Source organism: Streptomyces sp. NPDC006450 (assembly GCF_040612195.1).
Classification (GTDB): domain Bacteria; phylum Actinomycetota; class Actinomycetes; order Streptomycetales; family Streptomycetaceae; genus Streptomyces.
The window spans coordinates 1-11,109 of sequence record NZ_JBEXPT010000164.1 but is presented as its reverse complement, the minus strand read 5'-3'; the positions used below and the strand labels follow the sequence as shown (position 1 = coordinate 11,109).

Below are 11,109 nucleotides of genomic sequence, written 5' to 3'. Positions count from 1 at the left end.
GGGACCTGCGGGTGGGGGCTCTGTGGGGCCGGGGCGGGCCCGGTACGGCCGTCTCCGCGCTCCTTGTGGGCCAGTACGACGGCCCGTACGGCCTCCCGGTACACGGCGGCCGCATACACCGCGGGCAGCCCGGCGGGGCGCGGAGACGGCCGTACCGGGCCCGCCCCGGCCCCACTGAGCTCCGACCCGCAGGTCCCGCACAGCACCGCGCGGCCGGCCCCGCAGCCGGCGCACGCGACCGGCAGCACCAGCCCGGCGAGCTCTCCGGCCAGCACCCGCCACCACTCCCGCATGGCCTCCACCCTGCCGGGCGCGGACAGCCCTCCACCACCCCTGTGGACAACCACGGAAAGGGCAGGCCACACGGGTCCCGGCCCGGACCGGACCGGTCAGCCCGCCGTCAGCCCGCCGTCAGCAAGCCGTCAGCCAGACCCCGGCCCGCCCTCAGCCCGGATAGACCGGAGCCTGCCCGCCGGCCACCACCGTGCGCCACTGCGCCCCCGGCGGCAGCCACACGATGCCGTCCTCCAGCGACTCGGCGACCACCGGCTTCTTCTCGTCCTCGCTCGCGGCCACCGCCACCAGCCCGGTCGCCCCGGGCAGCCCGGCCCCGACCATCGAGCCGTCGGCCAGCATGTAGCGGGCCTGCACGACGCCGCCGCTCTCCCGGCCCACCACCAGCAGCCGGCCCCGCGGCGCCCAGCTCATCGCCGTCACGTCCGCGAGCTGCGGAGCGGCCGGGCGCAGTTCGCGCACCGAGACCGCGGAGACGTCGCCCTTCGCGTCGGGCCGCTCGATCCGCCCGATGTACAGGTACTTGCGGCTCTCCCGCTGCACCAGCAGCGCGATCCGCACCCCGTCGGGCGAGGCCTTCAGCCCCGTGATCCGCCCGCCGGCCAGCCCGGACACCTCCACCCGTTCGGGGGTCCCGGTGCCGCCGGGCAGCCGCCACAGCGTCGCGTCCTGCGGGTCGGGGTCCGCGACCCACAGATCGCCCGCCGCGTCCCAGGTCGGGGTGGCGAGCCCGTTGGGCTTGGCCCCCTTGCCGGTCAGCAGCGGCGGCGGCATCGCTCCGGCGGTGGTCAGGTTGACCACGTACAGCCCGTGCCCGTCCTCGGAGACGACCGCGGCACGCTTCTCGTCGTAGGACACGGCGGCGGAGCCCACCTTGAAGGCCGGGTTCCCGGACAGCGGCCCGGGGGCCGGCGTCGGCGGCTCCTGCTCGTCCTCACGGTTGGGGTCCAGGTTCAACCGCTGCAACCGGTGCTCGGCGTCCACGTAGTACTGGTGGCCGGGCGAGAGCGGCCGGTTGGCCAGCACGGCCGCGGCCGCCTCGGACACCTGGCAGCGCGGCGTGCCGTCGGAGCGCAGGACGTCGACCCGGTCGACCCGGGAACCCGTCAGGTCCTTGACCGTGTACAGGAGTTGGGTCGCCATCCGCTGGCACTGGGGCTCGTCGACGTCGTCCGCGTTCTTGTTCAGGGGCACGCGCAGCGTGTTCTGACCGTCGACCGAAAGGGACTTGGTGCCCTCGCGCAGTTCCGTACCGGTCGGGAAGCTGGAAGTGACCACCGGCCCGAGCCACTTGGAAGGGCCGGCCAGCAGCGAGGTGACGGTCTGGGTGGTGGGGTCCATCCGGGAGTCGGGGTCGCTGCGCTGGCGCACGTAGACGGGGTCGGCGACGAGCGTGGCGCCCGCGAAGTAGTACTTGTTGACCGGCATGTAGATGCGCTGGAAGTCGGATTCGCTCAGGACCAGGCTGCTGGGCGGGGTCGCGATCCGCCACTCGCCGTCCTTCTGCATGAGCTGGAGGAACTGCTCGTAGCGCCGGTCGCCGGTCTCCGGCTGGTACGCGCTGCGCTCGTCCACCGTGGCCAGCATCTTGCCCGCGATCTTGAACCGGGGGGCCGCCGGGTCCTTCTCGCCCGGTACGGAGAACCGGTCGAGGCCGGCGGAGAGCACGGTGACCGCCGCTCCGGGCTTCCAGTTCTTCGCCGCTTCGTCGGTGAGGTACTTGCGGGCGGTCTGGAGCTGCGGATCATCGCTGGTCATCGCCTCCAGGAAGCCGTCGACGATCTCCTGCGGGCTGGCCTTGGCGGCCGGCGGCACGCCGAACACGCGGACCTGGGAGTCGACTCCCTGGGAAGCCTCCACGGGACGGACCTCGCCGTGGTCGGGCATGGAGGCGCAGCCGGCGAACAGCAGACCGGCCGCCCCGAGGGCGCAGGCCCTGAGGGCGCTCAGGGCGCGCGGCGTGCGCCGGCGCGACCGCCCCGGCTCATCACCCATCCGATCCACCCGCTCCGCCGGTTGCACCGGTTCCGCCGGCTGCTCCCGCTCCACCGTTTCCACCCTCTCGGTCGGTTGCTCCCGCCGTCCCGCCGGATTGCGCGTCCGCCGCCCCGCCCCCGGAACCGTTCCCCTGCTCCGCCGGTCCCGGCCGGGTCACGACCCGCGCCCCGTTGCCCGGCAGCGCCGTCGGGTCTGCCGGTACCGGCACCGCGCCCGCGACGGGCGACCTCGGCGGTATCGGCGACCGGTCGGTGCGCCCCGCCTGCTGCGCCCGCTGCCCGGCCGCCGTGGAGCCCTCCGCAGCGGCCCTCGCCCGGTTGGCCCGGGAGTCCTCGGGCTCCAGCGGGATCGGCGATCCGCGCAGCGGCTCGTCGGCGGTGCGCGGCAGCGTCAGGCGGAACTGCGAGCCGCCGCCGGGCTCGCCCCACGCCTGGAGCCAGCCCCCGTGCAGCCGGGCGTCCTCGACGGCGATGGACAGGCCGAGGCCCGTACCGCCGGTCGTGCGCGCCCGCGCCGGGTCCGCGCGCCAGAAGCGGTTGAAGACGCGGGTGGCCTCGCCGGGCTTGAGCCCGACTCCGTAGTCCCGTACGGCCACGGCGACGGCCCCGCCCGCCGAGGCGAGCCGGACCACCACGTCGCGGCCCTCGCCGTGCTCGACGGCGTTGACGACCAGGTTGCGCAGGACCCGCTCCACGCGCCGGGCGTCGGCCTCGGCTATCACCGGCTGGGTGTCGCCGAGGACGCGGATCCGGGTGTTCTTGTGATCGGCGAGCGGCTGGGCCCCGACGATGACCCGGTGCACGACGTCCCGCAGGTCGATCGGCTCGGCCTCCAGGGCGGCGGCGCCCGCGTCGAACCGGCTGATCTCCAGTAGGTCGGCGAGGAGGGACTCGAAGCGGTCGAGCTGTCCGGCGAGGAGTTCGGCGGAGCGCGCGGTGACCGGGTCGAAGTCGGCGCGGGCGTCGTGGATGACGTCCGCCGCCATGCGGACGGTCGTGAGCGGGGTGCGCAGCTCGTGGGAGACGTCCGAGACGAACCGGCGCTGCAGCCGGGAGAGGTCCTCCAGCTGCTGGATCTTGTTCTGGAGGGTTTGGGCCATCTTGTTGAAGGCCTCGCCCAGACGGGCGATGTCGTCCTCGCCGGTGACCTTCATCCGCTCCTGGAGCCGCCCCGCCGAGAGCCGCTCGGCGATCCCCGCGGCCATCCGTACGGGGGTGACGACCTGCCGCACGACGAGCCAGGCGATCCCGCCGAGGAGGACCACGACGAAGAGCCCGGCGGTGGCGATGGTGACCTTGACCAGGTTGAGGGACTCCTCCTCCTGGGTGAGCGGGAAGAGGTAGTACAGGTCGTACGGATCGCCGTTGATGTCGGTGAGCCGCTTGCCGATGACGAGCGCGGGCTCGGGCAGCTTGTCCCCGGCGTCGGTGTAGCGGATCTGCGAGAACGTCTTGAAGGCGCCGGTCGCGTGGTTGACGTTGCGGCGCAGCCCCAGCGGGACGCTGGCGGCCGGGTCGACGTTGCCGGAGGCGCGGGCTCCGCGGACGCCTCCGAGGGCTCCGCGGGCCGGCTGTTCCTCGCCGGTTCCGGTGCCGGCGCCCAGCGCCGCCACCTCGAAGGCGCTCTGCCCGCCACTGGCGAGCTGCTTGACCAGGGAGTTCATCCAGGTACTGGCGTCCCGGCCGACCTTGTTGTCGGAGGCGTCGGGCCCGTCCGCCGTATAGGGCGTGTTGGCCTTCTCCTGTGCGACCGCGAAGCCGCCCGCGGCCTGGCTCTGCGCGGCCTCCTCCTTGGCGTCGAGGAGGCCCTTGCTGACCTGTGCGATGACGACGAACCCGAGGGCGAGGACCACGGCGAGGGAGATCAGCAGGGTCGCGGCGACCACCCGGAGCTGGATGTTGCGCCGCCACAGCCGGACAGCCGGAAGCAGCGGCCGGCGTACGAGGCGTACGAACAGCCGCAGCACGGGGCCGCCGGGCGCTCCTTCCCGGAGCATCCGGCCGCCCCGCAGCGCTCCCCAGCGGGAGCGGCCACGGGGCTTGCCGGGTGTCATGTTCAGCTCGGTCCGGCCTTGTAGCCGACCCCGCGCACCGTCACGACGATCTCGGGGCGCTCCGGGTCCTTCTCGACCTTGGAGCGCAGCCGCTGGACGTGCACGTTGACCAGGCGGGTGTCCGCCGCGTGGCGGTAGCCCCAGACCTGCTCCAGCAGCACCTCGCGGGTGAAGACCTGCCAGGGCTTGCGGGCGAGCGCGACCAGCAGGTCGAACTCCAGCGGGGTCAGGGCGATCGAGGCGCCTTCCCGCTTGACCGAGTGCCCGGCCACGTCGATGACCAGGTCACCGATGGTGAGCTGCTCGGGTGCGGGCTCCTCCGAACGGCGCAGGCGGGCCCGGATGCGGGCCACCAGCTCCTTCGGCTTGAACGGCTTGACGATGTAGTCGTCGGCCCCGGACTCCAGGCCCACGACCACGTCAACGGTGTCGCTCTTGGCGGTGAGCATGACGATCGGTACGCCCGACTCGGCGCGGATCAGCCTGCACACCTCTATGCCGTCCCTACCGGGCAGCATGAGGTCGAGCAGCACGAGATCCGGCTTCGCCTCCCGGAAGGCAGCCAGTGCCTTGTCGCCGTCCGCTACGAACGACGGCTCAAAACCTTCTCCACGCAGCACAATGCCGAGCATCTCGGCCAGCGCGGTGTCGTCGTCGACGACAAGGACGCGTCCCTTCATGGTTGACATCATCCCATTAGCTAATCGTTACCCGGCGGTGAGCTGTCCCACAGCCAAAGGGGCTGGAAATAGTCCCTCGGACCTGCGTGGAGATCAGGGCGCCCAGTGTGCCCCGGATCCGGCCGTCACACGAAGGCAGGAACGTCCCGGGAACCGGAGGACCCCTGGTCCGTTGGGGACGGTTGGTCCTTTCGAGGTTGTCACATGGCACGATGGCAGCCGGACCAAGCGCCCCACACCCCGCGGTGCACGTGAAGGAGCGACGATGAACGACTCTCCGGGCTGGGCTACGCCCGGATCCTCCCCGTCCGACGGTGAGGGCTCCCCCGCTACGCGGCCACCTTCCGGCGATCCGGCCGGCTCCGGCGGCTCCAGTGGCTCGAAGTGGTCCGCCGAGCAGCCGCCACCGGGCCAGTGGTCCAGCCCGACCCCGACCCCGGGCCAGACCCCGCCGACCGGGCAGCAGCCGCAGCCCCCCGCGGCTCCCGGGCCGAACACCGGCTGGGGTGCGTACGGCAGCGGCTCCCCGGGGCCGGGCGGCTGGGGCACCCAGCCCACGACGGTGAAGCCCGGCGTGATCCCGCTGCGTCCCCTCGGCATGGGCGAGATCCTCGACGGGGCCGTCACCACCATGCGCAGGCACTGGCGCGCCGTGCTGCCGATCACGCTGGTCGTGGCCGTCGTCGTGCAGTTCGCGAGCGTGCTCATCCAGAAGTACGCGTTCGGTGACGTCGCACTGGACCAGTCGAGCGACGCGCCCCTGGACGAGCAGATCGACGCCCTCGGCTCCTTCGTGGCCCTGTCCGCGGCGAACGGGTTCATCCAGCTCATCGGGGCCATCGTGGCCACCGCGATGCTCACCATGATCTTCAGCCGCGCGGTGCTCGGCCAGGGCTCCTCGATCGGCGCCGCCTGGCGCGAGGCCCGCCCGCAGCTCGCCCGGCTGTTCGGCCTGACCCTCCTCCTGGGCATCGGCGCGGGCCTCCTCTTCACCGTGCTGGTCCTGCCCGGCGCCCTCGCCGGTCAGGCCGTCCTCGCCGTCCTCGGCGGTTTCATCGCCCTGGGCCTGATCCTCTGGCTCTGGATCAGGTACTCCCTGGCCTCGCCCGCGCTGATGCTGGAGAAGGCGACGGTCCGCAAGTCCCTCGTCCGCTCCTCGAAGCTGGTCAAGGGATCCTGGTGGCGGATCTTCGGCATCACGCTCCTGACCAACATCATCACCGGCTTCGTCTCGGCCCTCATCGTCTTCCCCCTCACCCTCGTGGGCGGGCTGGTGTTCGGCGGCGGCCTCGAAGGCATGGCCGACGGCACCGGGGCCACGAGCTGGGGCTACCTGATCGTGACCGCCATCGGCGTCGTCATCGGACTGACGATCACCATGCCGATCCAGGCGGGCGTCACCGTCCTGCTCTACGTCGACCAGCGCATCCGGCGCGAGGCCCTCGACCTGGAGCTGGCCCGGGCGGCGGGCATCGAGAACTACGGCACCACCACGCCGCCGACCGGAGGCTGACGCGGGAATGAGGAGCACGGGGGGCCTGCTCACCCAGACGCCACCACCCACACCACAGGTCACCATCGGCCGTGAGGCCGCCCGTGAGGCCGCCCGCCACGAGCTGTCCAAGCCCGTGTACCACGAGAACGACCCGGGGCTGCTCCAGAGGGCCCTGAACCGCTTCTGGGAGTGGGTCGGGGACCTCTTCGACCGTGCCTCCGGCGCGACCCCGGGCGGCACGCTGGGCCTGCTGGCCGTCGCCCTGTTCGTGCTCCTCCTCGTGGCCGCCCTCTGGTGGCGCCTGGGCGCCCCGAGCCGCAGCGCCGCCCGCGCCGCGGGCACCCTCTTCGACGACGGCGTCCGCAGCGCCGCGGACCACCGCGCCGCCGCCGAGGCACTGGCCGGCGAGGGCCGCTGGAGCGAGGCCGTCCAGGAGCGCATGCGCGCCGTCGTCCGCTCCCTGGAGGAGCGCACCCTCCTCGACCCCCGCCCCGGCCGCACCGCGGACGAGGCGGCGGCCGAAGCCGCCGTCTCCCTCCCGTCCCACGCCACGGCCCTGCGCACGGCGGCCCGCACCTTCGACGACGTCACCTACGGCGCCCACCCGGCGAACGCCGAGATGTACGCGGCCCTCACCACCCTGGACCAGGCCCTGTCCCGCACGAAGCCCCTCCTGACGGGCCCCACCGCATGACCCACACCGCCCCCGGCGCAGCCCCCACGCCCCCGGTCCGCTCGGCAGCGGCCGGCGGAGCCGTCGCCACGCCACCGGGCGACGCCGCCACCCCTCCCCGTACGACCGCCACAGGCCCACGGCCCCGGGACCTCTGGACCCGCGCCCGCGGGTTCCTCGTCGCGCTCGCGGTGCTCCTCGCCGCGGGGCTGGCCCTGGCCGCCCTGAACTCGGGCGCCCGGCACGGCTACCTCGACCCCCGCTCCGCCGACCCCTTCGGCAGTCGGGCCGTGGCCGAGCTCCTCGGGGACCGCGGGGTCACCACCCGGGTCGTCACCACCGCCGCGCAGGCCGCCGACGCCGCCGGACCCGGCACGACCCTGCTGGTCACCGACCCCGACCGGCTCGGGGAGACCCAGCTCCGCGACATCCGTTCCGCGATCGACCTCTCCGGCGGCCGGACCGTCCTGCTCGCACCGACCGCGCTCAGCCTGCCCGCGCTGGCCCCCGGCACCCGCACCCACGACGGCTCCCCGGCCACGAACCTCGACCCGGGCAGCACCTGCACCTTCCCCGCCGCCATCACCGCGGGCCGCGCCGCGACCGGCGGCGGCCCGAGCTACACCACCGGCACCCCCGGAGCCATCGCCTGCTACCCCGACGCCGGCCACCCCACCCTCCTCGTCCTGCCCACCGGCACCCGCGGCGGCGACACCGTCCTCCTCGGCTCCGAGGCCATCCTCCTCAACAAGACCCTCGCCAAGGAGGGCAACGCCTCCCTCGCGCTCCAGCTCCTCGGCTCCCGCCCGACCCTCGTCTGGTACCTGCCGTCCCTCGCGGACGCCAACCCCGACGCCGAAGGCACCGGCGAGGAGCGGAGCTTCCTCGACCTGATCCCCGCCGGCTGGAGCTGGGCCCTGCTCCAGCTCTTCCTCGCCGCCGCCGTCGCCGCCCTCTGGCGCGCCCGGCGCCTGGGCCCGCTCGTCACCGAGCACCTGCCCGTCCTCATCCGCGCCTCCGAGGCCACCGAGGGACGCGCCCGCCTGTACCGCAAGGCCGGCGCCCGCGACCGCGCCGCGACCGTGCTGCGCGCCGCGGCGCGCGAACGCCTGGCCGCGCTGGTCGGCGTACCGGCCACCCGGGCCCACGACCCCGCCTCCCTGGTCCCCGCGGTCGCGGCCCGCCTCACGGCCGGGCCCCCGCACGCCCCGGACCCGGACGCCCTGCTCTTCGGCACCACCCCCACCACCGACGCGGCGCTCATCGCGCTCGCCGACCACCTCGACGCCCTCGAAAGGGAGGTCCGCACCTCATGACGGCCACCACGGACAGCGCCCGCTCCGCCCTGGAGGCGCTCCGCACCGAGATCGGAAAGGCCGTGGTCGGCCAGGACTCCGCCGTCACCGGTCTCGTCGTCGCCCTCCTGTGCCGCGGCCACGTCCTCCTCGAAGGCGTCCCCGGCGTCGCGAAGACCCTCCTCGTACGGGCCCTCGCCGCCTCCCTCGAACTCGACACCAAGCGCGTCCAGTTCACCCCCGACCTGATGCCGAGCGACGTCACCGGCTCCCTCGTGTACGACGCCCGCACCGCGGAGTTCTCGTTCCAGAACGGCCCGGTCTTCACCAACCTGCTCCTCGCCGACGAGATCAACCGCACGCCCCCCAAGACCCAGTCCTCCCTCCTCGAAGCCATGGAGGAGCGCCAGGTCACCGTCGACGGCACCCCCCGCAAGCTCCCGGAGCCGTTCCTCGTCGCCGCCACGATGAACCCGGTCGAGTACGAGGGCACGTACCCCCTCCCCGAGGCCCAGCTCGACCGCTTCCTCCTGAAGCTCACCGTGCCCCTCCCCTCCCGCGAGGACGAGATCGGCGTACTGACCCGGCACGCCGCCGGCTTCAACCCCCGCGACCTGCACTCCGCCGGCATCCGCCCGGTCGCCGGCCCCGCCGAACTGGACGCCGCCCGCAAGGCCGTCGAGGCCACCAGTGTCTCCCCGGAGATCGCCGCGTACGTCGTCGACATCTGCCGCGCCACCCGCGAGTCCCCCTCCCTCACCCTCGGCGTCTCCCCCCGCGGCGCCACCGCGCTGCTGGCCACCGCCCGCGCCTGGGCCTGGCTCGTGGGCCGCGACTACGTCACCCCCGACGACGTGAAGGCCCTCGCCCTGCCCACCCTGCGCCACCGCGTCCAACTGCGCCCCGAGGCCGAGATGGAGGGCGTCACGGCCGACGCGGTCATCACCGCGATCCTCACCCACGTCCCCGTCCCGCGCTGATGGCGTTCACCGGACGCGCCGCCCTGCTCGCGGCCCTCGGCAGCATCCCCGTCGGCATCCTCGGACCGAGCTGGGCGGGGATGCTGGCGGTCAACGCCCCCATCGCCCTGGCCTGCGCGGTCGACTACGCCCTCGCGGCCCCGGTCCGCACGCTCCAACTGGCCCGCTCCGGCGACACGTCGGTACGCCTCGGCGAATCCGCCGACGTCCACCTCACGATCACCAACCCCTCCCCCCGTGCGCTCCGTGCCCGGATCCGCGACGCCTGGCCCCCGAGCAGCTGGCTCCCCGGCACCGAAGTCGCCGCCTCCCGGCACACGTTGACGGTCCCGTCGGGCGAACGCCGCCGCCTCACCACCCGCCTGCGGCCCACCCGCCGCGGCGACCGCCAGGCGGCCCGCGTCACGATCCGCTCGTACGGCCCGCTCGGCCTGCTCGCCCGTCAGGGCCACCACACCGTCCCCTGGACGGTCCGCGTCCTGCCGCCCTTCGCGAGCCGCAAGCACCTCCCCTCCCGTCTCGCCCGCCTGCGCGAACTCGACGGCCGCACCAGCGTCCTGACCCGCGGTGAGGGCACGGAGTTCGACAGCCTGCGCGACTACGTACCCGGCGACGACACCCGTTCCATCGACTGGCGGGCCACCGCCCGCCAGAACAAGGTCGCCGTCCGCACCTGGCGCCCCGAACGCGACCGCCACATCCTGATCTGCCTCGACACCGGCCGCACCGCCGCCGGCCGCGTCGGCGACGCACCGCGCCTGGACTCGGCGATGGACGCGGCCCTCCTCCTCACCGCCCTGGCCACCCGCGCGGGCGACCGCGTGGACCTCCTGGCCCACGACCGCCGCCTCCGCGCCCAGGTACAGGCCCGCTCGGCCGCCGACACCCTCCCGGCCTTCGTCAACGCGATGGCCACCCTGGAACCTGAACTCGTCGAAACCGACTCCCGCACCCTGGTCTCCACCATCCTGCGCAGCGCCCCGCGCCGCTCCCTGGTGGTCCTCCTGACCAGCCTGGACGCCGCCCCCGTCGAAGAGGGCCTGCTTCCGCTGCTCCCCCGCCTCACCCAGCGCCACACGGTCCTGCTGGCCTCGGTCTCCGACCCGCACGTCGCGGAGATGACCAGGTCCCGCGGCACCGTCGAAGCCGTCTACGAAGCCGCCGCGGGCACCCAGTCCCAGTCCGCCCGCCGCCGTACGGCGGACCAGCTCACCCGCCACGGCGTCCACGTGGTCGACGCCACCCCGGACACCCTGGCCCCCGCCCTGGCCGACGCCTACCTGTCCCTCAAGGCCGCCGGCCGCCTCTGACCCCTCGCACGGCCCCCCTGGATGCGCTGCCGCGCGCACCCGCCAGGAGGACACCATGGCTTCGCAGCACCGGCCGAGCACCAGGAAGACCAGTGGCAGGTGCAGCACCGACGATCTGACCTCCCTCACGCTGATGACTCCGACAGCTCGCCACGGCCGGTCGTCAACTCCGGGATGGCGGCTGTCAGGCCTCCGCCGGCACGATCGCCATCACCGGATATGGGCCGTAAACGCAAAAAAGCCCCGCACCGAACCCGTAAGGGCTGGTGCGGGGCTTTCCCACAATGATTGTTCGGCGGCGTCCTACTCTCCCACAGGGTCCCCCCTGCAG

The 11,109-nt window shown here is 73.9% G+C and carries 8 protein-coding genes and 1 pseudogene; 5 read left to right on the top strand and 4 right to left on the bottom strand.

The features are described 5' to 3' along the window. The 4 genes and pseudogenes from ABZY57_RS30040 to mtrA form a co-directional block, all read right to left on the bottom strand. Positions 1-293 (bottom strand): annotated as a pseudogene (locus ABZY57_RS30040) (hypothetical protein); the annotation flags it as partial. 151 nt (positions 294-444) lie between these two features. Then, positions 445-2,289, bottom strand: a complete 1,845-nt coding sequence (locus ABZY57_RS30035) for an LpqB family beta-propeller domain-containing protein (protein WP_356517255.1) — start codon at positions 2,287-2,289, stop codon at positions 445-447. Further along, on the bottom strand, positions 2,282-4,345 hold the full coding sequence (gene mtrB / locus ABZY57_RS30030; protein ID WP_356517253.1) for an MtrAB system histidine kinase MtrB: 2,064 nt from the start codon (positions 4,343-4,345) through the stop codon (positions 2,282-2,284). Before mtrB ends, ABZY57_RS30035 begins: the two co-directional genes overlap by 8 nt. A 2-nt stretch (positions 4,346-4,347) precedes the next feature. Next, positions 4,348-5,037 (bottom strand): two-component system response regulator MtrA, encoded by a 690-nt coding sequence (mtrA, locus tag ABZY57_RS30025; RefSeq protein ID WP_274552971.1) that lies wholly within the window; start codon positions 5,035-5,037, stop codon positions 4,348-4,350. 253 nt (positions 5,038-5,290) lie between these two features. Between mtrA and ABZY57_RS30020 the strand changes: the two genes are divergently transcribed. From ABZY57_RS30020 to ABZY57_RS30000, 5 genes are read left to right on the top strand one after another with little or no spacing between them, the layout of a single operon-like run. Beyond that, positions 5,291-6,538: a hypothetical protein gene (locus tag ABZY57_RS30020; protein ID WP_356517250.1), complete on the top strand. Its 1,248-nt coding sequence runs from the start codon at positions 5,291-5,293 to the stop codon at positions 6,536-6,538. A 7-nt stretch (positions 6,539-6,545) separates the two neighbouring features. Next, positions 6,546-7,214: a DUF4129 domain-containing protein gene (locus ABZY57_RS30015; protein WP_356517248.1), complete on the top strand. Its 669-nt coding sequence runs from the start codon at positions 6,546-6,548 to the stop codon at positions 7,212-7,214. Beyond that, positions 7,211-8,509, top strand: a complete 1,299-nt coding sequence (locus ABZY57_RS30010; protein ID WP_356517246.1) for a DUF4350 domain-containing protein — start codon at positions 7,211-7,213, stop codon at positions 8,507-8,509. Before ABZY57_RS30015 ends, ABZY57_RS30010 begins: the two co-directional genes overlap by 4 nt. After that, positions 8,506-9,468 (top strand): MoxR family ATPase, encoded by a 963-nt coding sequence (locus ABZY57_RS30005; protein WP_266908295.1) that lies wholly within the window; start codon positions 8,506-8,508, stop codon positions 9,466-9,468. Before ABZY57_RS30010 ends, ABZY57_RS30005 begins: the two co-directional genes overlap by 4 nt. Further along, positions 9,468-10,778, top strand: coding sequence for a DUF58 domain-containing protein (locus tag ABZY57_RS30000; RefSeq protein ID WP_356517244.1), 1,311 nt, complete (start codon positions 9,468-9,470; stop codon positions 10,776-10,778). The genes ABZY57_RS30005 and ABZY57_RS30000 overlap by 1 nt, the downstream gene beginning before the upstream one ends. Positions 10,779-11,109: the final 331 nt, after the last annotated feature.